The organism is Nocardia pseudobrasiliensis NBRC 108224, assembly GCF_001613105.1.
Classification (GTDB): Bacteria; Actinomycetota; Actinomycetes; order Mycobacteriales; family Mycobacteriaceae; genus Nocardia; species Nocardia pseudobrasiliensis.
The window spans coordinates 328,507-350,570 of record NZ_BDBS01000002.1; the positions used below are offsets into that span (position 1 = coordinate 328,507).

The 22,064-nt window shown below is 67.7% G+C and carries 24 protein-coding genes; 16 read left to right on the forward strand and 8 right to left on the reverse strand.

Translation table 11 applies throughout. The features are described from left to right. On the reverse strand, positions 1-768 hold the full coding sequence (locus tag NP4_RS02855) for a glycosyltransferase family A protein (RefSeq protein WP_067992034.1): 768 nt from the start codon (positions 766-768) through the stop codon (positions 1-3). 167 nt (positions 769-935) lie between these two features. Between NP4_RS02855 and NP4_RS02860 the strand changes: the two genes are divergently transcribed. Beyond that, complete coding sequence (locus NP4_RS02860) at positions 936-1,301, forward strand: hypothetical protein (RefSeq protein WP_067991289.1); 366 nt, start codon at positions 936-938, stop codon at positions 1,299-1,301. A 4-nt stretch (positions 1,302-1,305) separates the two neighbouring features. Here NP4_RS02860 and crcB (NP4_RS02865) read toward each other — a convergent pair whose 3' ends face one another. The 3 genes from crcB (NP4_RS02865) to NP4_RS02875 all read right to left on the reverse strand — a co-directional run bounded on the left by crcB (NP4_RS02865) (position 1,306) and on the right by NP4_RS02875 (position 3,394). Further along, on the reverse strand, positions 1,306-1,668 hold the full coding sequence (crcB, locus tag NP4_RS02865) for a fluoride efflux transporter CrcB (protein WP_067992036.1): 363 nt from the start codon (positions 1,666-1,668) through the stop codon (positions 1,306-1,308). Further along, a complete protein-coding gene (gene crcB, locus NP4_RS02870) occupies positions 1,665-2,165 on the reverse strand; it encodes a fluoride efflux transporter CrcB (RefSeq protein WP_245996936.1) in 501 nt (166 codons plus the stop codon). Before crcB (NP4_RS02870) ends, crcB (NP4_RS02865) begins: the two co-directional genes overlap by 4 nt. Before the next feature lie 158 nt (positions 2,166-2,323). Continuing rightward, a complete protein-coding gene (locus tag NP4_RS02875; protein WP_082875505.1) occupies positions 2,324-3,394 on the reverse strand; it encodes an ABC transporter substrate-binding protein in 1,071 nt (356 codons plus the stop codon). A gap of 190 nt (positions 3,395-3,584) precedes the next feature. Here NP4_RS02875 and ctaD point away from each other — a divergent pair, with 190 nt between their 5' ends. From ctaD to NP4_RS02925, 11 genes are all read left to right on the forward strand, one after another. Beyond that, positions 3,585-5,321 carry an aa3-type cytochrome oxidase subunit I gene (gene ctaD, locus NP4_RS02880; RefSeq protein WP_062514118.1) on the forward strand — a complete coding sequence of 579 codons (1,737 nt, stop codon included), beginning with the start codon at positions 3,585-3,587 and terminating at the stop codon, positions 5,319-5,321. 114 nt (positions 5,322-5,435) lie between these two features. Beyond that, positions 5,436-6,659, forward strand: a complete 1,224-nt coding sequence (gene serB, locus NP4_RS02885; RefSeq protein ID WP_067991292.1) for a phosphoserine phosphatase SerB — start codon at positions 5,436-5,438, stop codon at positions 6,657-6,659. 51 nt (positions 6,660-6,710) lie between these two features. Beyond that, complete coding sequence (locus NP4_RS02890; protein WP_067991296.1) at positions 6,711-7,166, forward strand: protease inhibitor I42 family protein; 456 nt, start codon at positions 6,711-6,713, stop codon at positions 7,164-7,166. Between the two features lie 72 nt (positions 7,167-7,238). Next, positions 7,239-7,601 carry a hypothetical protein gene (locus tag NP4_RS02895; RefSeq protein WP_067991300.1) on the forward strand — a complete coding sequence of 121 codons (363 nt, stop codon included), beginning with the start codon at positions 7,239-7,241 and terminating at the stop codon, positions 7,599-7,601. A 58-nt stretch (positions 7,602-7,659) separates the two neighbouring features. Next, complete coding sequence (locus NP4_RS02900; RefSeq protein WP_245996939.1) at positions 7,660-8,418, forward strand: peptidyl-tRNA hydrolase; 759 nt, start codon at positions 7,660-7,662, stop codon at positions 8,416-8,418. A 78-nt stretch (positions 8,419-8,496) separates the two neighbouring features. Then, positions 8,497-8,658 (forward strand): hypothetical protein, encoded by a 162-nt coding sequence (locus NP4_RS40595; RefSeq protein WP_156524875.1) that lies wholly within the window; start codon positions 8,497-8,499, stop codon positions 8,656-8,658. Positions 8,659-8,711: 53 nt separating this feature from the next. Continuing rightward, positions 8,712-9,551: an ABC transporter ATP-binding protein gene (locus tag NP4_RS02905; protein ID WP_067992047.1), complete on the forward strand. Its 840-nt coding sequence runs from the start codon at positions 8,712-8,714 to the stop codon at positions 9,549-9,551. 57 nt (positions 9,552-9,608) lie between these two features. Further along, positions 9,609-10,496 (forward strand): NUDIX hydrolase, encoded by an 888-nt coding sequence (locus NP4_RS02910; protein ID WP_082875464.1) that lies wholly within the window; start codon positions 9,609-9,611, stop codon positions 10,494-10,496. A 31-nt stretch (positions 10,497-10,527) separates the two neighbouring features. After that, complete coding sequence (locus NP4_RS02915) at positions 10,528-11,292, forward strand: enoyl-CoA hydratase-related protein (RefSeq protein WP_067991308.1); 765 nt, start codon at positions 10,528-10,530, stop codon at positions 11,290-11,292. Between the two features lie 37 nt (positions 11,293-11,329). After that, positions 11,330-12,307 (forward strand): class I SAM-dependent methyltransferase, encoded by a 978-nt coding sequence (locus tag NP4_RS02920; RefSeq protein WP_067991311.1) that lies wholly within the window; start codon positions 11,330-11,332, stop codon positions 12,305-12,307. Further along, the gene (locus NP4_RS02925; protein WP_067991314.1) at positions 12,307-13,491 is read left to right on the forward strand and encodes a THUMP-like domain-containing protein; all 1,185 of its coding nucleotides are present in this window, start codon (positions 12,307-12,309) and stop codon (positions 13,489-13,491) included. The genes NP4_RS02920 and NP4_RS02925 overlap by 1 nt, the downstream gene beginning before the upstream one ends. A 307-nt stretch (positions 13,492-13,798) precedes the next feature. Here the strand turns inward: NP4_RS02925 and NP4_RS02930 are convergent, their stop codons facing one another. Continuing rightward, positions 13,799-14,257, reverse strand: a complete 459-nt coding sequence (locus NP4_RS02930; RefSeq protein WP_245996941.1) for a MarR family winged helix-turn-helix transcriptional regulator — start codon at positions 14,255-14,257, stop codon at positions 13,799-13,801. Between the two features lie 68 nt (positions 14,258-14,325). Between NP4_RS02930 and NP4_RS02935 the strand changes: the two genes are divergently transcribed. Further along, the gene (locus NP4_RS02935) at positions 14,326-14,751 is read left to right on the forward strand and encodes a MarR family winged helix-turn-helix transcriptional regulator (protein WP_067991320.1); all 426 of its coding nucleotides are present in this window, start codon (positions 14,326-14,328) and stop codon (positions 14,749-14,751) included. Here the strand turns inward: NP4_RS02935 and NP4_RS02940 are convergent, their stop codons facing one another. After that, the gene (locus NP4_RS02940) at positions 14,752-16,101 is read right to left on the reverse strand and encodes an outer membrane protein assembly factor BamB family protein (protein ID WP_245996943.1); all 1,350 of its coding nucleotides are present in this window, start codon (positions 16,099-16,101) and stop codon (positions 14,752-14,754) included. 181 nt (positions 16,102-16,282) lie between these two features. Between NP4_RS02940 and NP4_RS02945 the strand changes: the two genes are divergently transcribed. Together NP4_RS02945 and NP4_RS02950 are read left to right on the forward strand one after the other, a co-directional pair. Further along, a complete protein-coding gene (locus NP4_RS02945) occupies positions 16,283-17,023 on the forward strand; it encodes an acyltransferase (RefSeq protein WP_067991326.1) in 741 nt (246 codons plus the stop codon). Then, positions 17,016-17,561 (forward strand): DUF1697 domain-containing protein, encoded by a 546-nt coding sequence (locus tag NP4_RS02950; RefSeq protein WP_067991328.1) that lies wholly within the window; start codon positions 17,016-17,018, stop codon positions 17,559-17,561. The genes NP4_RS02945 and NP4_RS02950 overlap by 8 nt, the downstream gene beginning before the upstream one ends. A 3-nt stretch (positions 17,562-17,564) precedes the next feature. On the opposite strand, the gene NP4_RS02955 is transcribed toward NP4_RS02950, so the two are convergent. After that, positions 17,565-19,055 (reverse strand): DEAD/DEAH box helicase, encoded by a 1,491-nt coding sequence (locus NP4_RS02955; protein WP_067991332.1) that lies wholly within the window; start codon positions 19,053-19,055, stop codon positions 17,565-17,567. 324 nt (positions 19,056-19,379) lie between these two features. Between NP4_RS02955 and NP4_RS02960 the strand changes: the two genes are divergently transcribed. After that, positions 19,380-20,840, forward strand: coding sequence for an NAD(P)/FAD-dependent oxidoreductase (locus NP4_RS02960; protein ID WP_067991334.1), 1,461 nt, complete (start codon positions 19,380-19,382; stop codon positions 20,838-20,840). Here the strand turns inward: NP4_RS02960 and NP4_RS02965 are convergent. Continuing rightward, a complete protein-coding gene (locus NP4_RS02965; RefSeq protein WP_067991336.1) occupies positions 20,837-22,060 on the reverse strand; it encodes a cytochrome P450 family protein in 1,224 nt (407 codons plus the stop codon). The two genes, NP4_RS02960 and NP4_RS02965, sit on opposite strands and share 4 nt — an antisense overlap. Between the last annotated feature and the right edge of the window lie 4 nt (positions 22,061-22,064).

A 22,064-nucleotide genomic window follows, 5' to 3' on the forward strand; every position in this document is an offset into this window, starting at 1 on the left:
TCATACGAGTGCGACTTCCGCGTTCCAGCCCGGGCCCGCCAGCAGGGTGGCGGCGCGACGGCGGATCAGGGAGATCTGACCGGCCCAGCCGTTGAACTCGAGTGTTTCCTTGGTGCGCTGGCCGTGGTGTTTGCGATAGCGCAGGACGATCGTGTCCACGACCGCACCGGGTGCGAGGGCCGAACCGGCCATCAGCAGCCCGGTGTCCTCCATATTGCGCAGCCCGGCCCAGCCGCCCGCGGCGAGCAGCAGACTGCGCCGCCACATCACCGCGGCGGGAACGACCGGCAGTCGATAGTTGTCGCGATCGGTGACCCAGGCGTCGACCAGGGCACCCCGGGGCAGCGGCCCCGGCGGGAACGGAAACGGGAAGTCCACCAGCTCACCGGAATCCATCAGATCCCGCGCCGGGCCCACGGCGAAACCGGCGTCCGGATGCACCGCCAGCGCCTCGGCCAGCGTCGCCAATGCCGTGGGTTCGAGTTCGTCGTCGGCATCCAAATTCTGGACCAGCGGTGCGCGCGCACGACCGAGCGCGACATTGCGCGTAGTAGCCGGCCCCTCCTGGGTTACGTTGCCGCCCAGATATATTCGCGGATCGTCGGCCGCGCCGCAGCTCTCGAGCTCGGCGAGCACCTCGGCCGAGGGGCCGTCGATCTGCAACAACCAGCGCCAATCCGGATGGGTCTGGGCACACAATGAGCGCCACGCGGCGGGCAGATAGCAGGCGTAGCCGCCATGAACAGCCGTGACGACATCAACCTGCATACCGGTCAGTTTGCCATTCGGGCGATCCCGTCGCATCCCGGAGGCCAAGGGAGACAGTCGATGTGACGAGCAGTTCCGGATGCGCCGCTGCGGGGATGTGCGGACCGGAAAAGTCCAGGGGCCTGCCCACCGAAGACATGTCATGTAGCAGTCGCTAGTATTCGAATATGTGTTCGAGTGAGGATGGTGAGGTTCCTCGGACCGAAGGCACCGCACCGGAGCTGCAGTATCCGAGCCGGACCGGTTACTACTACCGGGCGCTGGTGCATCCGCCGAAGCCGGTGTGGGTTCGGCTGGATGCCATCCTCGTGCGGGATCCTGGAATGCCGCGGCATGTCAACGGTGCGGGGCTGGATATGACGGGTGAGCGGCCGGGGACATTGACGCACTGGGTGCCCACGCTCGCCGGGGATTGGATGGGGAGGGTGAACTTCTCCATTCCCTATGCCGACGGACGGGTGCCGTTGCAGCTCACCGATCAGCTCGTTCCGGCCTACGCGTTGCGCCCGCGGCCGGGACGTGAGCGCGGATGAGAACTCAGCCGAGCAGGTCGCGGACGGTGGTGAAGGCCAGCAGGGTCGCGCCGAGACCGGCGATCACGCTGATCGCGACGTTCAGGGCGGCGTAGAGATAGTTGCGCTCCTCGGTCAGGCGGATCGTCTCGTACCCGAAGGTGCTGTAGGTGGTGAGCGCACCGCAGAAACCCGTTCCGGCGAGGGCGAATACGGAGGTGGAGGCGGCCGCGCCGGTCAGCGCGCCGAGGATCAGGCAGCCGGTGACATTCACCAGCAGCGTGCCCCACGGGAAGACGCTGTCCTGCCGGTTCTGCACGGCCCGATCGAGCAGATAGCGCAGCGGAGCCCCGACGGCGGCGCCGAGGACGACGAGCAGTACGGTCATGCGGCCCGCCTCCGGCACGCGCGACGGCGCATGCCCTCGTAGGCCTCGCGCGTGAGCCGCACCGCCACCAGCGTGACCAGCAGCGCGGCGACCAGCGTCCCGGACAGATATGCGAAGGCGAGTCCGATCGTGTCGGGCTGCAACAGATTTCGCGTCTCGTTCGTATAGGTGGAGAAGGTGGTGAAACCGCCGAGCACGCCGACGCCCAGGAACGGCCGCAGCAGCCGGTGCGCGATCCAGACGTCGGTGATCAACACCATCAGCACGCCGATGAGAAAGCAGCCGGACACATTGGTGGTGAAGGTTGCCCAGGGGAAACCCTCGGGCGGGGTCGGCCACAGTTCGGCCAGTCCATAGCGGGCCAGTGCGCCGAGGCTGCCGCCGACGGCGATCGTGGCGAGCAGCGCGGTCCGGTCGCGTCGCGATTCCCGCTGGGACCGTGAGGGATTGGGATCCAGATCCGCATCGATCGGTTCCTGGGACAGCTCGGTCGTCACATGCGTCTCCTACTCGATTGACGGCAGCCGAAACTGCCTCGGGTAGGGACTGTTGGCGGCGCGAGCGCCACGGTTGTTCCGATATCCGGAAGCGGCGAGCCCCACCGCCGCACGTGTCCAGAGTAGCGGGTCGAGGATAGCCAGCGAGATGCCGGTCGTCAGTCCGTGACGAATCCGTTGAGCGTGCCGCGCAGATCGTCGAGCATCGCGCGCGCCGCGGTGACACCCGAACCGTGCCAGATGGCGTCGTCGACGGCGAATTCGCGGCGATCCGATACCGCGCCGAGCCTCTTCCAGTCCTTACTCTTCATGACGCCCTGGCCGTAACTCTTACCGTCGGGCCCGTCGAACATCACATACAGGACATCGCCCTCGACCCGATCCCGATCGGCCTCGCTGCCCACGCCCGACACCGGGAAGGTGTGCCCCCGCTGTGCGCCCGGGCGCTGTACGCCGGTATCGGCGAGCACCTGACCGGCGAAGCTGTCATCGCCGAGGACCTGAATATCGTTGGGGGAGAAGCGGATCACCGACGCCTGGGAGAAGCTCGCGGCGATCGCAGAGCCGGTTTCGCGGGCGGTGGTGCGGTAGTCGCCGAGGATCCTCTCCGCGGCCCCGGCGCGATCCATACCGTCGGCCAGGGCGGTGAACTGCGCCTGCCAGGGGGCGGCGCCGACCAGAACGGTCGGGGCGATGGCGCGCAGCGCGTCGGCGTCGGACGCGGTGGCGCCCAGGATCAGATCCGGCTGCAGCGCGGCGATTTTCGCCGGATCGGGACGGCCGATCCCGCCGACGCTGGGAATCTTCAGCACTCCGGTGCCCAGATAGGACGGCTGCGGCACGGGCCCGTCGAGGGTCGCCGCGCCGACGACCCGCTCCCACAGGCCGACCGCGCAGACCGCGTCCAGTGCGGTCGTGTCGAGGACGACGATGCGCTGCGGATCGGCGGGGACCTGGGCTCCCGCGACCGGATGGGTGCCCGCGGGCTGATCCGGCGCGGTCGGCAGCGAACAGGCCGTGCGGGTGTCGCGCTCGATGCCCACGACCGCGGCTCCGGCGATATTCGTCGTGGTGCGAACGATATTGGCCTCGTCGTCGGACCCGTTCGCACACGCGGTGAGTAGTGTCACCAACGCCGCCAGCGCGAGCCCGCCGACCCGTAGCCGCCGCATGCGGCCGTGGTTGTCAGCTGGGATGTTGCGGGTGGGGTCGGACTCGATCACCGGCATGCGGGAGAGGGTACACAGCGGCCGGGTGACACCCAATTACGACACAGAGTAGGACCGGGCGTGGTGCTTGCGGCAGCACCGATTACGATCTGTCGTAGCGCAAGCCACCCGTCGTTCGCCGTGCGCCGAACCCGGACACGGGAAGCCGTGCGTACGACAACGACCAGAAGGCACACCTTCAGGAGGATCAGTGACTGCTGTAGAGCCCCAGCCAGTCCGCAAGTTGGAAGCGAGCCGGCCGTATCCACCGCGGCTGGGTCCGAAGGGTTCGTTCATCTACAAGGCCGTCACCACGACCGACCCGAAGGTCCTCGGCGTGATGTACCTGGTGACGGCGATGTCGTTCTTCCTCATCGGTGGCGTCATGGCCCTGTTGATGCGCGCCGAGCTCGCGCGCCCGGGCCTGCAGTTCCTCTCGCCCGAGCAGTTCAACCAGCTGTTCACCATGCACGGCACGATCATGCTGCTGTTCTACGCGACCGCGATCGTGTTCGGCTTCGCCAATATCGTGCTGCCGCTGCAGATCGGCGCCCCCGACGTCGCCTTCCCGCGCCTGAACGCCTTCAGCTACTGGCTGTACCTGTTCGGCGCGACCATGGCGACCGCGGGCTTCATCACCCCCGGCGGCGCCGCGGACTTCGGCTGGACCGCCTACACCCCGCTGTCGGATATCGTGCACTCCCCGGGCGTGGGCGCGGACCTGTGGATCATGGGTCTGGCCGTCTCCGGTCTGGGCACCATCCTCGGTGGCGTCAATATGCTCACCACCGTGGTCTGCCTGCGCTGCCCGGGTATGACGCTGTTCCGGATGCCGATCTTCACTTGGAACATCGCCGTCACCAGCGTGCTCGTGCTGCTGGCCTTCCCGCTGCTGACCGCCGCGCTGATGGCGCTGGCCTACGACCGGCATCTGGGCGGGCACATCTACGATCCGGCCACCGGCGGCGCGATCCTGTACCAGCACCTGTTCTGGTACTTCGGCCATCCCGAGGTGTACATCATCGCGCTGCCGTTCTTCGGCATCGTCTCGGAGATCTTCCCGGTCTTCAGCCGTAAGCCGATCTTCGGTTACACCACCCTGGTCTACGCGACCCTGGGCATCGCGGCGCTGTCGATCGCGGTGTGGGCGCACCACATGTACGCCACGGGCGCGGTGCTGCTGCCGTACTTCTCGTTCATGACCTTCCTGATCGCGGTGCCCACCGGCGTGAAGTTCTTCAACTGGATCGGCACCATGTGGCGAGGTCAGCTGACATTCGAATCGCCGATGCTGTTCTCGGTCGGCTTCATCGTGACCTTCCTCTTCGGTGGTCTGTCGGGCGTCATTCTGGCCAGCCCGCCGCTGGACTTCCACGTGTCCGACACCTACTTCGTGGTCGCGCACTTCCACTACGTACTCTTCGGCACCATCGTGTTCGCCACCTACGCGGGCATCTACTTCTGGTTCCCGAAGATGACCGGTCGCATGATGGACGAGCGCCTGGGCAAGTGGCACTTCTGGGCGACCATGATCGGCTTCCACACCACCTTCCTGGTGCAGCACTGGCTGGGCGCGGAGGGTATGCCGCGGCGCTACGCCGACTACCTGCCCACCGACGGGTTCACCCTGCTGAACACCATCTCCACGATCGGCGCCTTCATCCTCGGCGCCTCGACGCTGCCGTTCATCTGGAACGTCTTCAAGAGCTACCGCTACGGCGAGGTCGTGACGGTGGACGATCCGTGGGGTTACGGCAACTCGCTGGAGTGGGCGACCACCTGCCCGCCGCCGCGGCACAACTTCTACGAGCTGCCGCGCATCCGGTCCGAGCGTCCCGCGTTCGAGCTGCACTATCCGCATATGGTCGAGCGGATGCGGGCCGAGGCCCACGTCGGCTGGGGCGGTAAGTCCCACCATGTGAGCGAGCTCGAGAAGGTTTCGAGCTAGCAAGTAGATCTCTCCGGCGCGGCGGCCGTCTCTCGAGACGGCCGCCGCGTTCGGTTTGACGACCCCTCGAGATAATTGGGGCCTCACATCCCCCGGACAGATGGAGTTCGAACTTTGGGCGCGTCCGAGACGACGGTGCTGATCACGGTCACCGGTCCCGACAAGCCGGGCGTGACGTCGGTCCTGCTGGCGGCGTTGTCGCGCAACGGCGTGAGCCTGCTCGATGTCGAACAGGTCGTGATCCGCGGGCGGCTCACCCTGGGCGTGCTGGTCACCTGCCCCGAGGATCCCGAGGGTCTGCAGGATCAGCTCGAGGATGCGATGGCCACGGTCGGCATGCAGGTCGATGTGGAGATCGGCGCGAATTCGGTTGCCGGGGCGCGGCTTTCCACCCACGCGGTGGTGGTGCTGGGCAGTCCGGTGACCGCGAAGGCGTTCAGCACCATCGCGCGCAAACTGGCCGAGCAGACGGTGAACATCGACTCGATCCGCGGTATCGCCGACTATCCGGTGACCGGTCTGGAACTCATGGTGACCGCTCCGGCCACCGACGCCGCCGAGACTCGCCTGCGCACGACGCTGGCCGAGGTCGCCGCCAAGGCGAATGTCGATATCGCCGTGGAGCGCGCGGGTCTGGCGCGGCGGGCCAAGCGGCTGATCGTCTTCGACGTCGACTCCACCCTCATCCAGGGCGAGGTCATCGAGATGCTGGCCGCGCACGCCGGGGTCGAGGCCGAGGTGCGCGCGGTCACCGAGGCGGCCATGCGCGGTGAACTCGATTTCGCCGAATCGCTGCGCCAGCGCGTGGCGACGCTGGCCGGACTCGACGAGTCGGTGATCGACGAGGTGGCCGAGACCATCGAATTGACCGCGGGCGCGCGCACGACCATTCGCACCCTGCGCCGCTTGGGTTTCCGCTGCGGTGTGGTCTCCGGCGGTTTCCGGCAGGTGATCGAACCGCTGGCGCACGAGCTGGAACTGGACTTCGTGCAGGCCAATACGCTCGAGGTGGTCGGCGGCAAACTGACCGGCAAGGTGATCGGCGAGATCGTGGACCGGCCCGGGAAGGCCGTGGCGCTGCGGCGTTTCGCCGCCGAGGCCGGGGTGCCGATGGAGCAGACGGTCGCGGTGGGCGACGGCGCCAACGATATCGATATGCTCAACGCCGCGGGCCTGGGCATCGCCTTCAACGCCAAACCCGCGCTGCGCGAGATCGCCGATGCCGCGCTGTCGCACCCCTATCTGGACGCGATCCTGTTCATTTTGGGCGTGACCCGCGAAGAAGTCGAGGCAGCCGACGCCCGCGACGGACTGATGCGTCGGGTTCCGTTGAACTGAGGGTCATCCGGGTACGCTGAGCTGCATTCACCCACGATCGGGAGGACTGCGATGCGTGCTCCACTGCTGGTGATCGCCCTGCTCGGCCTGGCCCTGGTGGGCTGTAGTTCCAATGATTCGAAAACCGATCCCGCTACCACCACCAGCGCCGCCGCGCCGACCACCCCGGCGTCGTCCACGGTGAATCTCGACGCCAAGGCCGATGGCACGCGGGTCACGCTGAAAGTGGGCCAGGAGGTGAGGGTTTCGCTGGCGGGCAACCCGACCACCGGAGCCCTGTGGCAGCTGCGCGAACTCGATCAGACGATCGTCAAGCAGAAGGACGATCCGGATTTCCGTCCCGATCCCAATCCGGACAACAAGGTGGGCGTGGGCGGCACCTCGATCTGGACCTTCACCGCCCTCGCGCCCGGCAGCACGAAACTGGCCATGGATTACTCGCGGCCGTGGGAGCAGGGCGTACCGCCGTACCAGACCTTCTCTGTCACCATCGATGTCGGTCAGTGACACCCGAGCCCAAGGATTTGGCGGCAGCCGATTACTTCTGTTCGGGGGTAAGGACCGCATAGGGTCTGCGGAATGAAGAAGGCAATGATCGCGGCGGCCCAGGCGGCGGCTCTCGGTGTCACGGGTATGGCGGCCATGGCGACCCTCGGGGTCGGCACCGCCGCGGCGGCGCCGCAGGACTGCGCGGTGCAGCGCGACCTGACCGGCGCCTCGGCCACCTGTCCGGCCGACGATGGCGTGGAGTACGTACTACACGTCGACTGCCTCGGCCTCTACGCCTCGGGACCGTTCCCGCTGTACGCCATCGGACCGTATGTGTCCAAGAGCTATCCGTTCACCCCGAACGGGCAGCAGATCACCGCGGGTTGTACGGGGATGGGCCCCGGCGTCGTCGCGGTGGCCACCAATGCCTACGCCGAGATCTACCGCCGCTAGCCTTCGTCCCGGTCGGCGGTAGCGGGTCGTTCGCGGACGTAACGTTAGGCTGGTCGGCGTGACTCCGGAGGCGGTAACCGAGCTGGACGCGGGATTCGTTGCCCGCCATGCGGAATTGGCGCACGGCTACGGCGGTGGCGGCGATCCGGAGGATCCGGCGCTGGTGCAGGCCATGCAGATGGTGTTGCACATTCCCAAAGACGAACCGCCCCGGCGCAGTTCGCTGCTGGCCGCGGCCGCCACCGCGGTGGTGGCGTTGTGCCTGGATCCAAGGGTGGGCGAGGAGGGGGAATGGGAACAGCGCTATCTGACCTGGAAGCGATCTCGCATTCGCAAGGTTGCGCGGCGCGCCCGGGGTGCACAGTGGCTGGCGGCCGGTGAGATCGACGGTGTGACCGTCGAACACGATGGCGCGCAGGCGCGAGCACTCGTTCCCGGTGCAGTTGGCGACATCGACTCGCGTATCCGCAAACTCCAGATCGGCGGCACCGAACTCGAGCACGACGCGCCCGGGCCGACCGATTCCGACATTCCGGTGCTGTGGGTGAACGCGGAATTGGGTATGACTGTGGGCAAGGCGGCCGCGCAGGTCGGGCATGCCAGCATGCTGTTGGCCGGCGCGTTGCCGGTGCGACAGGTGTACGCGTGGTCGCTGCGCGGTTACCGGTGCGCGGTCCGTGACGCCGAGCCGGAGCAGTGGTCGAGTCTGTGCGATCGGGTTCGGCGCGGCTCGGCGACCGCGGTGCGCGATGCGGGTTTCACCGAGGTGGCGCCCGGCTCGATGACGGTGATCGCCACCGCGCCCGACCGGTGGTGACGCACCTGCGCCGGACGGTCGACGAGACGGCTCGGGTGCGGGAGACTCGTGTGCACGATTTTCCGGAGAGGCACGGAGATGACGACACTGTGGATAGTGCTCGGCGCGTGGATCGTGTGCTCGATACCGGTGGCGCTGCTGCTCGCGCGGATGTTTCGCTCGCCGCAGTCCGAGGAGCGTGACGAATCACACCATCGCGACGACGAATTCACGCCCGGACAGCGCCGCGGCAGGCTATGACACGTATCGTGCAAACCGACCACATTGGCAACGGTTCGCGGGCGTGGGACAAGATGGAGCCCGTGCCGCAACCCGATCCCGATCTGCTCATCGACTTCAACGACGTGACTGTCCGGCGCTCGGGCCACACCCTGGTGGGTCCGGTCACCTGGCAGGTGGAATTGGACGAACGCTGGGTCGTCCTGGGCCCCAACGGCGCCGGTAAGACCACGCTGCTGCGGATGGCGGCGGCCGATATGCATCCGACCTCCGGCGCGGCGAATCTGCTCGGCGAGACGCTGGGTCGCACCGATATCACCGAACTACGCCCGCGCATCGGCATGTCCTCCGCGGCGGTGGCCAGTCGCGTCCCGCTGGACGAGAAGGTCAGCGATCTGGTGGTGTCGGCCGGGTATGCGGTCATGGGCCGCTGGCGCGAGGATTACGACGATATCGATACCGATCGCGCGATCGATATGTTGGAAAGTCTGGGCGCGGAACATCTTTCCGATCGCGCCTACGGCACGCTGTCGGAGGGTGAACGCAAGCGGGTGCTCATCGCCCGCGCGTTGATGACCGATCCGGAACTGTTGCTGCTCGACGAACCGGCCGCGGGCCTGGATCTGGGTGGCCGCGAGGAATTGGTCGAGAAGCTCGGCGATCTGGCCTCGGATCCCGACGCGCCCGCGACCGTCCTGGTCACCCATCACGTGGAGGAGATTCCCCCCGGCTTCACCCATGCCCTGCTGCTCAACGAGGGCAGCGTCGTCGCCCAGGGCCTGCTGTCGGACGTCCTCACCGCCGAGAATCTCAGCGAGGCGTTCCGCCAGTCCATCGCCTTGGACCGCATCGACGGCCGCTACTTCGCCCGGCGGTCTCAGCGCTTGGGTCGGCATCGGCACAAGCGGAGTTAGCCCCTCTCACCAAGCACCCGTTAGGGTGCGAGGGGTAACGACTGATTTCGCGAGAACATGGGTAACTCCCGGGAACGCCCAGAACTCGTCCACGCACCTGAGGTAGGACCTGTGACCGACTCTCGTGGCATTGCACCCAAGGACGCGTCCACCGTCATGTTGGTGCGCGACGGTGAGCAGGGGCCCGAGGTGTTCCTGCAGCGGCGGGTCAAGGCGATGGCGTTCGCGGCCGGGATGACCGTATTCCCCGGCGGCGGCGTGGACGCCACCGACGCGCAGGCCGAAATCGGCTGGGCCGGACCGGATCCGGCGTGGTGGGGACAGCGGTTCGGGATCGATGCCGCGCGGGCGCAGGCGCTGGTGTGTGCCGCGGTGCGCGAAACCTTCGAGGAATGCGGGGTGCTGCTGGCCGGGCCGACCGCCGACAGCGTCGTCTCCGATACCGCCGCCTATCGCAGCGCCCGCGAGGCGCTCGAGCGTCGCGACCTGTCCCTGGGCCGGTTCCTGGAACGCGAGAATCTGGTGCTGCGCGCGGATCTGCTACGGCCCTGGGCGAATTGGATCACCCCCGTGGTGGAGTCGCGCCGCTATGACACGCGCTTCTTCGTCGCCGTGCTCCCGCCGGGCCAGCGCGCCGACGGGGCCACCTCCGAGGCGCACGAGGTGCGCTGGTGCACCCCGGCCCAGGCCCTGGACCGCTGGCGCGACGGCCTGGACATCCTGCTCCCGCCCACCTGGTCGCAACTGATCGCACTGGCCGAATTCCCGTCCACCGCGGCGATTCTCGCGGCCGAGCAGGTGATCGAGCCGATCATGCCGGTCGTCGGCGACGAGGACGCACAGCCGCGGCTGGGATTTCCGTACCACGACCGCTATTTCGCCGAGCTGCCCGACGGTTCACGGCTGCGCGGTTCGCGACGACCGGCCGAAACCGCTCCGGAATGAGACGGATCGTGCACCTGTAGGCTCCTGCGTCGTGGCCGAATTCGTGACCGTGGACCGTCCAGAGGCGGGGATCGCCGTGCTGCGCTTCGCGCGGCCGCCGATGAATCTGATCGATCTGCAGGTGGCGCGGGAGCTGGCCGAGGCGGCCGAGCGGATCGGGTGCGACCACGGGATCGCCGCGGTGATCGTCTACGGCGACGAGCGGGTGTTCAGCGCGGGTGACGAGGTGGCCGAACTGGATCGCTGGACGCCGCAGCAGGCGGAGGCGGTGGCCGACGGGCTGCAGTCGGCGCTGCGGGGTCTGTCGCTGATCTCCCAGCCGACGGTCGCGGCGATCAGCGGCTATGCCCTGGGTTCGGGGCTCGAGCTGGCGCTGGGCGCGGATCGGCGCATCATCGGCGACAACGTGAAACTCGGGCTGCCGCAGATTCGGATGGGTCTGATTCCGCTGGCCGGGATTCATCGGCTGAGTCTGCTGATCGGCGAGGCGGCCGCCAAGGATCTGGTGTTCAGTGGACGCTTCGTCGATCCGAAGGAGGCCGCGGCGCTGGGTTTGGTGGACGAGGTGGTCGCGCCCGACGACGTCTACACCGCCGCGCTGCGCTGGGCCCGGCAGTTCGTCGGCGGTCCGGCCCGCGCGCTGGCCGCCGCCAAGCGGGTCTTCGCCGCGGGCGGGCACGGCAGCGAGCGGGCCCGCGCGGAGTGGGCCGCGCTGTTCGAAACCGAAGATCGCAGCATAGGAACACGTTCCTATCTCGCCGACGGTCCGGGGGCCGCCGAATTCGTGGGCCGCTGAGCGGGCGGTCTTGGACGCTCGAGTACGCTTTTCGACCATGACCGCACGTCCTGACGACCCCGCGCCGAACCCGCACGCCACCGAGGCGGAGGTCCAGGCCGCGTATAGCGACAACAAGCTCGCCCAGGTCCTGTATCACGACTGGGAAGCGGAGACCTACGACGACAAGTGGTCGATCTCCTACGACGAGCGCTGCATCGCCTACGCCCGGGGCCGCTTCGACGCCGTCGCCCCGAACGCCTCGCTGCCCTACGAGCGTGCCCTCGAGCTGGGCTGTGGCACCGGCTTCTTCCTGCTGAACCTGATGCAGGCCGGGGTGGCGAAGCGTGGTTCCGTCACGGATCTGTCGCCCGGCATGGTGAAGGTCGCGCTGCGCAATGCCGAACATCTGGGCCTCGAGGTCGACGGGCGGGTCGCCGACGCGGAGACCATTCCCTATGACGACGACACCTTCGATCTGGTCGTGGGGCATGCGGTGCTGCACCACATTCCGGATGTGGAGTTGGCGCTGAAGGAATGCCTGCGGGTGCTGAAGCCCGGTGGGCGGTTCGTCTTCGCGGGTGAGCCGACGACCATCGGCAATATCTATGCCCGCAGGCTGGGACAGGTCACCTGGAAGGCGACCACCGAGATCACCAAGCTGCCGTTCCTGCGCGGGTGGCGGCGTTCGCAGGAGGAGCTCGACGAGTCGTCGCGGGCGGCGGCGCTCGAGGCCGTGGTCGATCTGCACACCTTCGATCCGTCCGATCTCGAGGCGATCGCCCGGTCGGCTGGTGCGGTGGATGTGCATGCCGAGACCGAGGAATTCGCCGCGGCGCTGTGGGGCTGGCCGGTGCGCACGTTCGAGGCGGCCGTGCCCGCGGAGAAGCTCACCTGGGGTTATCGCCTCGCGCAGTACCGGGCCTGGCTCGGGTTGAGCTGGCTGGACGAGAACGTGCTCAAGCATGTGGTGCCGCGGCAGTTCTTCTACAACGCCATGATCACCGGTGTGAAGCCGAAACCTTCCGCGAAGTAGTGCGCTTTTCGCGCGCGGATGTCGACTATCTGGCCGGTGCGTCCGGCCGGGCCGCGCTCGCCGAGGTGGCGGGGCTGGAGTTGACACCGGCCTCGCTGGTGCGCGATCTCGAGCGGGTGCGGCGCGAGTTCGGCGAGCGGGCGGCCGTCCTCGTGGAGACCGTGCGGTTGCGGCGGCGGGCCGGGGTGAAGCTCGACGGTGCGGGGGAGTGGTTGTTCACCGACGACGCTCTCCAGCAGGCGACGCCCTCGGCCGTGGCCCGGCATCGCGCGGAGCGGCTGGCGGGGCGGGCGGTGCACGACATCACCTGTTCGATCGGGGCGGAACTGGCTGAGCTGCAACGGGTTTGCCCGAGTGTGCTGGGCAGCGATCTGGACGAGGTGCGTTTGGCGATGGCCGCGCACAATCTTGCTTCGGCGCGAAATATCCTGCTGGCCAAGGCGGATGCGCTGGCGTCGTGCAGTACCGGCACCGTGGTGATCGCCGATCCGGCCCGGCGCGCGGACGGCCGCCGCACCCACGATCCCGCCAAACTCCAACCGCCGCTACCGGATCTGCTCGACGCCTACCGCGGCCGCGATCTGGTCGTGAAGTGTGCTCCCGGACTGGATTTCGACACCTTCGCCCCCGACGGCGAAGTCGAGGTCGTATCCCTGGACGGTTCGGTCCGCGAGGCCTGCCTCTGGTCCCCCGGCCTGGCGGCCCCCGGCGTCACCCGCCGAGCGACCGTCCTGTCGACCACCCGCGCCCCCTGGACCCTCACCGACGCCGCCCCCGACGACATCCCCACCCGCGCCCCCGGCGACTGGATCATCGACCCCGACGGCGCGGTGGTCCGCGCGGGCCTGGTCCGCCACTACGCCGCCGAACACGGCCTCTGGCAACTGGATCCCCGCATCGCCTACCTGACCGGCAACCAGGTCCCCCCGGCCACCCGAGGCTTCCGAATCCTCACCCACCTCCCCTACAAGGAAAAACCCCTCCGAACCGAACTCCACCACCGCAACTGCGGCCCCCTCGAAATCCTCACCCGAGGCGTAGACATAAACCCAGACCACCTCCGCACCCGGCTCAAACCCCGAGGCACAATCCCCCACACCCTAGTCATAACCCGAATAGGCACCTCCCCAACAGTTTTCGTCTGCGAAACCCCAACCCCCGGCGGCTCCGCCGCCGGGGAATAAGTGGGCCCGCTCGTTCGGGAGTGAAGGGCCGCTTGCTCGGAGTGGGAACTGCCCGCTAGGAGTCAGGTCTGCCGCTGGGGTCGGGCTGCCCGCTGAGGAATGGGTGGGGCCGCTCGTTCGGGAGTGAAGGGCCGCTTGCTCGGAGTGAGAGTTGCCCGCTGGGAGTGAGGTCTGCCGCTGGGTGGGGCTGTCCGCGGGAGCCATTCTCGTTCCCGGCGGAGCTGGGTCTCTCTTTTGCTGGCGGGAGCTACTCTCATGTCCCGGCCGGAGCTGGGTCTCTCTTTCCCCGGCGGCGGAGCCGCCGGGGTTACTCCAGGTTTTGTTGGAAGTCTGTTACGAATTGGGTTAGTAGGCGGGCGAATTCGGATCGGTCGGTGGGGGGCCAGTGGGCTGTGGTTCGGGCGAAGATGGCTTGGCGGGTGGTGTGGGCTCGGGTGAGGGTGGTTCGGGCCTTGGGGGTGAGGCGGAGGAGGACTCGGCGGGCGTCGGATTGGTCGGCCTCGCGGCGCAGGAAGCCCTCGGAGACGGCTCGGGCTACCAGGCGGCTGGCTCGGGGCTGGTCGATGTTGAGGGCGTGGGCTATGTCGGTGATCGTGGCTGTTTCCTGGTGGGCCTCCACCGCGTCGAGGACGCCGAAGAGGGTGGGATCGATCGCGACGTCTATTCCCTTGGCGCCCAGGCGGTTCAGGGCTCGGCGGGTTTGGCTGCGGCGGATGGCCACCATTGCCCGCTCGATCGCGGCGATCGCCTCCTCGTCCTTGTTCACGGTTGCCATCTTACAAATACATGTTAGATTGCAAGTAGTTGTAAAAACGCATACATCTGGAGATGGCAATGTCCACCCCGAAGCCACTCGGCTACTGGCTCAAACACATTGATCGCGGCATCGAGCAGAACTTCACCACCCTGCTCGGCACGGAAGGCATCGTCCGCCGCTCGTGGCAGCTACTGCACACCCTCGCCGTCACCGGCCCACGCACGCTCCCCGAACTCGATCGCGCGGTCGCCCCGTTCCTCGACGAATCCGATCCGACCGTCGTCCCCTACCTGGAACCACTGATCACCAAGGGCTGGGTCGCATTCGACAACGACGTCTACGCCCTGACCCCGGCCGGTCACCCCGCCCACGACGCCCTGTTCGCCCGTATCGGCACACAGCGCGAAGCCATCATCGAGGGTCTCACCCCGGACGATTACGAAACCCTGATCGCCCTCTTGCGCCGCATCGCCGACAATGTCGACGCCCTGCCGACGAACTGACTACTTCTCCGGCTCGAACGCGAACAACTCACCGATCCGAGTGGTCACCACGACCTCCCCCTTCGGCCCCACGGCCAGCCCGGAGGTTGTGCCCTGCGCCCCCTCGAGCACATTCGACGCCACGGTCTTGCCGCTGGTCGTCTCGAAGGTCACCAGATTCAGCGCGTCACCGATCGGCGACACCACATATCCCGTATCACCCGAGGTCTGCACGGGCCGCCCGCGTAACTGCAGATCCTTACGCTCCCAGACGATCTCGGCCCGATCACTCGCATCGCGCAGCGCCAGCAGATGCCCGTCGTCACCGCCGGGAATCAACAGCCCGTTGCGCACCGAAACCGCACCGCGCGGCGAAAACCCCAGGGGCTGAGTCCATTTCGTATGCCCGTCGTTGGCGTCCACGGCCAGCAGCCGCCCGCTGTTGTCGCCGACGTAGACCGTCTTGCGATCGTCGGACAGCGTCGGACTGGTCGCGCTGCCGTCGGTGAGCAGATCCACGCTCCACTCCCGCCGGATCTCCTTACCGTCGTAGCGCAACGCCACCAACGCCGCCACCGGCGCACCGGGCCGCCACGCGGTGACATAGAAACGGCCCGAATCCTTGTCGATCGCCGACACATTCGCCACCGGGCACTGCGGCGCCCCGGACGCGCATTCGCCGATTCCCAGCCCATTGGGCGGTCGGGGCAGATCGGGCTGCTTCAGAAAGTCCGGTTCGCCCAGGATCTGGAAGGTCGATACCACCCGGTCACCGGTCTGGCGGCTCAGCACATCGACCTGACCGAACTGCGTCACCGACAGCACATTGCTGTCCTCGGTGAACTGAATCGACACCGGCACCCCCGCGACCGGTGTGCGCCAGCGCGGCTGCCCGAGCGCGTTGAACGAGCCCACCCCGCCGACATCGTCACCGAGATACACATTGGTCAGCCCGTCCACTGCCGTCGGCGAGCCGATCGCCGCGGGCCCCAAGGCATTACAGAACCGCTTGCGCCCGGTCGCCATCTGGAAGGAGAAGATCATCCCGGTGGTCCCGGGCCTGCCCACGCAGTCGACCTCGGTGCGCGTGGTGAGGAACAGCTGCCCGTCCGGCCCGATCGTGGTCGGCACCGCGGTCGGCCCGCCGAGCGGCCGTGACCAGGCGGGCGTGAGATGCCGCGATCCGGTGACCGGACTGGTACCGCTGTTTCGCGCGTCGTGGAACGCCGACGGCCAGCCCTTACCGGGCCCGACCGCGATATCGTCGGCCTTGGTACCGCCGCACCCGGTGAGGAGCAATAGCCCGACAGCGCCGATCGCCGCCGCCGCCCGAATGGGCGCGCGCCGCATCGACGTCCGGTTCCCGGTCACCCCACTAAGGTCGTGCACGGTGCTCCCCTCTGCTGGTACGGGCCTGCACGAGACTAAACCGTTGGCCGCCGGTGCGGTCGGCCGCCTCACGGTGGCGGCCCCCGGCGCAGCCGGATCGCCCCGAAAGTACCCTGGTACGTCAACGACCGATACACCGCTGAGGAGCAGTTTCGTGACGAGCATGTGGGGCGCGCCGCTGCGCTCGCGTTGGCGCGGGTCGCGCCGCCGAGATCCGGAACAGGCGCGCTTTCTGACGGTGGCCTCCCTGCGCTGGGTGCTCGCCAATCGGGCCTACACGCCGTGGTATCTCGTGCGGTACTACCGCCTGTTCAAGTTCCGGCTGGCCAATCCGCATATCGTGCTGCGGGGCATGGTCTTTCTGGGCCGTCGGGTGGAGGTGCACGCGACGCCGGAGCTGGGCCGGATGGAGATCGGGCGCTGGGTGCACATCGGCGACGGCAATGCCATTCGCTGTCACGAGGGTTCGCTGCGCATCGGCGACAAGGTGGTGTTCGGCAAGGACAATGTCGTCAACACCTACCTCGACATCGAGATCGGCGAGTCCACGCTGGTGGCCGACTGGTGCTACATCTGCGACTTCGACCACAGGATGGACGACATCACCCTGCCGATCAAGGATCAGGGCATTGTGAAGAGTCCGGTCCGCATCGGCCCCGACACCTGGATCGCGGCGAAGGTGACCGTGCTGCGCGGCACCCGGGTCGGCCGCGGCTGTGTGCTCGGCGCGCACGCGGTGGTCAAGGGTGAGGTCCCCGATTTCAGCATCGCCGTCGGCGCGCCCGCCAAGGTCGTGAAGAACCGCAAGGAGTCCTGGGACGCCGCGGCCGAGGAGCGGGCCCGGCATCTGGCCGCGCTGGCCGATATCGAGCGCAAGAAAAACGGCGTCGCCGCGCATGACTAGATATGCCGCCTGGTTGCGCGGGATCATGCCGAGCAATCCGAATATGCGCAACGAGAAGTTGCGGGCGGTGTTCTCCGGTCTGGGCTTCGACGGGGTGAGCTCGCTGCTCACCAGCGGCAACATCCTGTTCGCCAGCGACGAAACCGATATTCCCGCACTGGAATCGAGAATTCAGCAGGCTTTGCGGGCCGAACTGGGTATCGCGGGCGGCACCATCATCCGCAGCCGCGAACAGTTGCGGGCGCTGGTCGACACCGATCCGTTCCCGGACCTGACCCACGGGCGCGGCACCTATCTCACCGTCACCTTCGTCAAAGACGGTGCGCCGCAAGGTGACCCGGGTCCGCTGCCCGCCGAACTCGAATCCGCGGTCCGCATAGCCGGTTACGACGAGCAGGCCCGCGCCGTACTCGCCGTCATCGACAATATGACCCCGACCACCCCCAACCACATGGCGTGGTTGGAGAAGGTCTACGGCAAGGACAATGTCACCACCCGCACCTGGCTCACGGTGCAGAAGGTGCTCGCCAAGCTGTGAGGATCAGCGGCCGCGTCGCCGCGAACCGCCTCCGGCGCGGGAGAATCCGGCCACGCCGCCGGTGCTGCCCGCCGGAGCGGCCGCGCCCCGGCCCGTGCCGCGGTTCGCGCCGGTCTTCGCACCGCCGGTCGCGCTGCGCTGGCGCCGAGTGCCGCTGCCCTCGGCGTGTTTGCCCGAATGAGCTTGCGGCGCACCGCTGTTGGCCGAACCGCGGGTACGGCGGCCCGGTCCGGCCGGATCGCCGCCGGTGCGGGTCTTCTTGCCCGCCCCGCCACGTGCGCGACCCTCGGCCCGAACGGGCTTGTCCACCTTCGGTTTCGGCGCGGCCACGACCCGCGGCGCGATTTCGCCGACCAGTTCGACGACCGGTCCCGACTCCGGGGTGACCTGCTGCGGGCGCACCGTGATCGCGGCCTTGCGCATCAGCGCAGCCATATCCCTGCGCTGATCGGGCAGCACGATGGTGACCACATCACCGGCGCTGCCCGCACGCGCGGTGCGGCCGGACCGGTGCAGATACGACTTGTGCTCGGCGGGCGGATCCACGTGCACCACGAGTTCGACGCCGTCGACGTGCACACCGCGGGCGGCGACATCGGTGGCGACCAGCACCCGGGCCTCGCCGGAGGCGAAGATGGCGAGGTTGCGATCGCGCGCGCCCTGCGCGAGATTGCCGTGCAGATCGACCGCGGGAATTCCGGCGGTGGTCAGCTGCTTGGCGAGCCTGCGGGCCTGATGTTTGGTGCGGGTGAACAGGATTCGCCGCCCCGTACCCGAGGCCAGCTTGTGCACCAGATCGGTCTTGACCGTCGGTCCGGCGACCTCGAAGACGTGATGGGTCATCGCGGCGACGGGCGAATGGGCCTCGTCGACCGAATGTTTGACCGCATTCGGCAGGAAGCGCTTGGCGAGTTTGTCGACCCCGTTGTCCAGTGTCGCGGAGAACAGCAATCGCTGCCCGCCGGCCGGGGTCGCGGCCAGGATGCGGGTCACCACGGGCAGGAAGCCGAGATCGGCCATATGGTCGGCCTCATCGATCACGGTGATCTCGACCGCGTCGAGGGTGATCAGCCGCTGGCGCATCAGATCCTCGAGGCGGCCCGGGCAGGCCACGACGATATCGACACCGGCCTGCAGCGCCTTGACCTGACGATGCTGGGACACACCGCCGAAGATGGTGGCCACCCGCATCGAGTACACCGCGGTGAGCGGCTCGAGGACGGCCGCGATCTGGGTGGCGAGCTCACGGGTCGGCGCCAGGATCAGCCCGCGCGGGCGGCTGGCCTGCCGACGGCCGTCGGCCAGCCGCGAGACCACCGGAATGGAGAAGGCCAGCGTCTTACCGCTGCCGGTCTTACCGCGGCCGAGCACATCGCGACCGGCCAGGGTGTCGGGCAGGGTGTCGGACTGGATCGGGAACGGTGCGGAGATGCCGCCGCGTTCGAGGGCACGGACCAGCGGATCGCGCAGGCCGAGTTCGGCGAAGGAAGTCATGAAAAGTCTGTTCTTTCGGGCAGGGTGACCTGTCGCACAGCGAACGGGAGAATTCGCGGCCGGGCACTGGTTGGCGAGATTGCCGATGGGCAATATCGATCGCCGCAAGGAAAGCCGGTGCCACACAGCCGGCGGCTGAGTGCGTAGTGATAGCAATCTACGACGCTGGGCATCGACGAACGATGCCCGGGATCAGCTTAGCTCGAGATTCGCCGGAACCTCGACCGGTGTTGTGACCGTCACTATCGGAGCCTCACCCGCATCCACCCCGGCGCGACCCTCGAAAGCACCGTCCCCCAAGGGATTCGGGCGCATACTGAGCCGATGGATCCCGCCGCGCCCGTATGCGTCGTCGGTGCGGGTCAGAGCGGTGTTTTCGCGGCGGCGACACTGCGTGGACTCGGTTTCACGAACATCGATATCCTCGAGGCCGGACCGCGGTTGGGCGGCTACTGCCAGACCTACGAGGCCGAGGGCGAAATCTACGATTTCCAAGCGCATCTGGTCGCCCAGCAGGATTTCGGCGTCGATATGACCGGCACCGCCATCGACGAGTTGCTCACCGCCCACCCCGTCCCCACCCACCCCGAATCGCTGCATTTCGTCTCTCGATCCGCATCCGGTAAGCCGCAGCCGGGCGTACCGGCGCATTTCGTACCCCTGTTCGCGACGCTGACCCCCGAACAGCTCGTCGACCAACTCGGCACCGCCTGGGCCCTGATCGAACACGCGGTGCGCGACCGGACCGGCCCCACCCCGGACGGGCTGGCCTTCGATCGGATCGCGGGGGAGACCTGGGAGAGCTATCGGGCTCGTCACGCCCCGCTGGTCGGGGAGATCCTGCAGGGCCTCACCCTCTACGCCAATCTGCGCCGCCCGCGCCAGCCCGCCGAAACCGTCGTCAACGCCAATGCCCACATCTGCGGCCACGTCTCGCAGCTGGCCAAGCTGATCCTGTCGCTGTATCCGGCGCGGCGTGACGAACTGCTGGATCGAATGCCGCGCTCGCTGGTGGCGCAGCTGAGTTCGCGCAGGCCAATCGCGCTGGCCTTCTCGCGGGGTTTCATCAGTCTGCTCGACCGGATCATCGACGATCTCCGATTGCGCGTACTCGTCGACAGCCGGGTGCACGGCATCGAACCGCTCGGGCCCGACGAGATCCGCGTGCACTACACGTGTGCCGGTGCTCGACGCAGCGGCGTCTACGCCCGCGTGCTGATCACCGCCCGCCCCGCCCAGATCCGCGAGATCTTCCCGACCGGCGAGGTGCGGGAGCTGTTCGCCGAGCGGAACTGCCCGCGCGCCTGGACCCGCAGTTATCTACTGCGCGTACGCGAGGAGCTGATCGAATTCCGGCGTCGCCCCGATTCTCCTGAGCCCCTGGGCTTCTGGCTGATCGAACCCTACGGCGGCTATACCGACACCGACCCGGACCAGGCCCTGCATCGGATCACCGCCGCCAACAAACAACACCCCGGGCCGTACTGGGTGTGCTTCAGCAACTCCGATTTGTCGATCTCCGACGCGCGGGCCTGGGAACTGGCCCGGCAGGATCTGTACCTGTTCGACGATCCGGAACTGATCGCCGAGACCATCGCCGAATGGCCCGCCTATCCGAGCGCGGCCGCGATCCGCGACGGCTGGTTCGACCGAGTGGCGGCGATCCAGGGCCGCCACGGCGTCTACTTCGCGGGCGAGATCCTGTCCGGCCCCACCGCCGAATGCATCAGCGCCTATATCCGGGAGGTGATCCCGCGCTGGTTCGGCGGCGAGGCGGGTGACTAGTCCAGATACACCGGCAGTTTCGCGTGACCGTTGGAGATGAAGCTGCCGATATGTTCCAGCTCCGCGGGTTCCACCGCGAACCGCAGCCTCGGGAACCGCTCGAACAGCGCGGGCAGCGCGATCGCCGCCTCCAGCCGTGCCAGGGGTGCGCCCAGACAGTGGTGCGCGCCGTGACCGAAGGCCAGATGCTGATCCCGGCTCTCGCGATGCAGATCGAACGCATCGGTGGTGTCGCCGTGGATCTTCGGATCGCGGCTGGCCCCGGCGTAGGAGGCGAGAATGGCCTCGCCCTTGGGGATGTGGAAACCCTCGCCGTCGATATCGTCGGCCGCGTAGCGCAGCGGCAGATGTGCGACGGGCGACTGGTAGCGCAGCGTCTCCTCGACCACATCCGCCCACGACACCGCGCCCGAACGCACCTCGGCGAGCTGATCGGGATGGGTCAGCAGCGCGGTGACGGCCTGATCGAGCAGATTCACCGTGGTCTCGTGACCGGCGTTGATGACCAGCATCAGCGTGTCGACGAGTTCCTTCTCGTCGAGCCGGGATCCGTCGTCCTCGGCGCGGGTGGTGATCAGGACGCTGGTGATGTCCTCGCCCGGATTCTCGCGGCGGAAGGCCACCAATTCGCTGACCAGGCCGTACATTTCGACGTAGTTCGCCTGCGCCTGTTCGGCGGTGAACGAGCCGTCGAAGAAGCCGTCGACGCATTTGTGCATGGCCGAGACGAGATGGTCGGGCACACCCAGCATTTCGCTGATCACCCGGATCGGCACCGGATAGGCGTAGCGGTCGCGCAGATCGACCGATTCGCCCGCCGGGGTGGCCGCGAGGCCGTCGAGCAGTTCGGTGACGATCGCCTCGATGCGGGGCTTCAGCGCGGTGGTGCGGCGATGAGTGAAGGCCGGGGACACCAGCTTTCGCAACCGGCGGTGTTCGGGGCCGTAGGCGGTGAACATATTGTCCACGGCCACCCACGGCAGCAGCGGCCACGCCTCGGTGATCTCGCCGTTGATGAACGCCGCCCAGTGTTGCCGGGGGTCCTTCGATACGCGCGAGTCGGCCAGCAGACTCTTGAGTACCGCGAAATCGGTGACCGACCAGGCGGGTACGCCGCCCGGTAACGCGACCGGGGTCACCGGTCCGCGTTCGCGAATCCGAGCGGATTCCCCCTGGATGTCGGTCCCGGTCGGGTCCAGGACTATCGGGTCGTGCTGCATCCAA

Excerpts from the sequence above, each read along its gene's own strand:
- NP4_RS02905 (WP_067992047.1), top strand. The coding sequence starts at position 8,712 with ATGGAGCCCGTGCCGCAACCCGATCCCGATCTGCTCATCGACTTCAAC.
- NP4_RS02875 (WP_082875505.1), bottom strand. The coding sequence starts at position 3,394 with ATGCCGGTGATCGAGTCCGACCCCACCCGCAACATCCCAGCTGACAAC.
- NP4_RS02950 (WP_067991328.1), top strand. The coding sequence starts at position 17,016 with ATGACTAGATATGCCGCCTGGTTGCGCGGGATCATGCCGAGCAATCCG.
- NP4_RS02965 (WP_067991336.1), bottom strand. The coding sequence starts at position 22,060 with ATGCAGCACGACCCGATAGTCCTGGACCCGACCGGGACCGACATCCAG.
- NP4_RS02910 (WP_082875464.1), top strand. The coding sequence starts at position 9,609 with ATGGGTAACTCCCGGGAACGCCCAGAACTCGTCCACGCACCTGAGGTA.
- NP4_RS02895 (WP_067991300.1), top strand. The coding sequence starts at position 7,239 with ATGAAGAAGGCAATGATCGCGGCGGCCCAGGCGGCGGCTCTCGGTGTC.
- NP4_RS02855 (WP_067992034.1), bottom strand. The coding sequence starts at position 768 with ATGCAGGTTGATGTCGTCACGGCTGTTCATGGCGGCTACGCCTGCTAT.
- NP4_RS02955 (WP_067991332.1), bottom strand. The coding sequence starts at position 19,055 with ATGACTTCCTTCGCCGAACTCGGCCTGCGCGATCCGCTGGTCCGTGCC.
- NP4_RS02920 (WP_067991311.1), top strand. The coding sequence starts at position 11,330 with ATGACCGCACGTCCTGACGACCCCGCGCCGAACCCGCACGCCACCGAG.
- NP4_RS02945 (WP_067991326.1), top strand. The coding sequence starts at position 16,283 with ATGTGGGGCGCGCCGCTGCGCTCGCGTTGGCGCGGGTCGCGCCGCCGA.
- NP4_RS40595 (WP_156524875.1), top strand. The coding sequence starts at position 8,497 with ATGACGACACTGTGGATAGTGCTCGGCGCGTGGATCGTGTGCTCGATA.
- crcB (WP_067992036.1), bottom strand. The coding sequence starts at position 1,668 with ATGACCGTACTGCTCGTCGTCCTCGGCGCCGCCGTCGGGGCTCCGCTG.
- NP4_RS02935 (WP_067991320.1), top strand. The coding sequence starts at position 14,326 with ATGTCCACCCCGAAGCCACTCGGCTACTGGCTCAAACACATTGATCGC.
- NP4_RS02860 (WP_067991289.1), top strand. The coding sequence starts at position 936 with ATGTGTTCGAGTGAGGATGGTGAGGTTCCTCGGACCGAAGGCACCGCA.
- NP4_RS02890 (WP_067991296.1), top strand. The coding sequence starts at position 6,711 with ATGCGTGCTCCACTGCTGGTGATCGCCCTGCTCGGCCTGGCCCTGGTG.
- NP4_RS02960 (WP_067991334.1), top strand. The coding sequence starts at position 19,380 with ATGGATCCCGCCGCGCCCGTATGCGTCGTCGGTGCGGGTCAGAGCGGT.